This is a genomic window from Mesorhizobium sp. M1A.F.Ca.IN.020.04.1.1, assembly GCF_003997315.1.
GTDB lineage: Bacteria > Pseudomonadota > Alphaproteobacteria > Rhizobiales > Rhizobiaceae > Mesorhizobium.
This window is the reverse complement of record NZ_RZSN01000385.1, coordinates 1-1,093: the sequence shown is the minus strand read 5'-3', so window position 1 is coordinate 1,093 and position 1,093 is coordinate 1. Positions and strand designations below refer to the sequence as shown.

Below are 1,093 nucleotides of genomic sequence, written 5' to 3'. Positions count from 1 at the left end.
CCGCCTCGTCGTCCGGCAAACGTTCCGGCAGGTCAGCGCGATCGACGGCGACAATGCCGTCATCCGTGACGACGCTGGCAGCGCGATCGTCATGCCCGAGCAGCTGGCCGGTGATTTCCTCGCCCGGGCGCGCTGTGCGGACGTTGTGCTCATACGGGTTTTCGCCGCGCTGCTCGAGGTCGGAAAACGCCGCGCGAAGGGCCTCCCGGCGGTTCGGATCAATCGCGTCCTCGATGACGTGCTTCATCGTCGGGCTGGACGGGTCGTTCGTGGTCTCGATCGACGCCTCGATCATGCGCGGCCTGGTGATGACGGCAAAATCCACGTCGTGGCCGTATTCGCGACCCAACTCGGCAATGAACGCTTCCTGGGCGCGACCATTGCCCTCGCGGAAGGGATGCACATAATTGAGATCGGCCATGACCTGGCCGGCACGTTCGGCAAACTGCTCCGGCGTCGAAGCTCGCAGAACCTCCGGATCGCGGATCGGCTTCAATGCCTCGTCAAGCCCCATGTCGATGCGCGAACCCGGTAGGAAGGAAGTGTCGCCTTTGGAGAGGCCGCCGATCGGCTCCATGCGCTCGCCGTCGACGATCGGGCTCTGGTTGCGCGTATGTCCGGCCCATTCATAGACATCCTGAAAGATGTGGCCGTGAACCGCTTTCAGGTGCTCCTTGTCGAAGCGGCCTTGCGGACCATCGCCTTCGGCGATCTCCGCCATGCGAAACGCGGCGGCGCGATATTCTTCGGTGCGCAGCTCTGAATGCGACCGGATCCCGAACTTGTTGCGCAGCACGTCGGTACGATCGGGATCGTCCGACGTGTTGGGATAGAAGTACGATCCTTTCGGGGTATCGTCGGATGACATGGGCGCGCTCAATAAAAAAGCCGCCTGTTGATGACAGGCGGCTGATCGCCTCTATGAGGCAGAGTTTGCTAGGATCGCTGCGCCGGCCGCACGACGCGCGCGCGGTATTCGTCGCGGCTGATGTCGCCGGCGACATAGGCGGCCGTCGCCTCCTCGAGGAGGGGATCGTAGGTATAGCCCTGCCGGATATTGGCGGCGCGCGCCTGATCGGTCGCCTTCTTGCGC

At 63.6% G+C, this 1,093-nt stretch carries 2 protein-coding genes; both read right to left on the bottom strand.

The genetic code is table 11. From position 1 onward, the window contains the following. A partial coding sequence (locus EOA49_RS32075) for a Fic family protein (RefSeq protein WP_127243605.1) occupies positions 1-868 on the bottom strand: 868 nt, incomplete at its 3' end. A gap of 68 nt (positions 869-936) precedes the next feature. After that, a partial coding sequence (locus EOA49_RS32990; RefSeq protein WP_164749392.1) for an antitoxin VbhA family protein occupies positions 937-1,093 on the bottom strand: 157 nt, incomplete at its 5' end.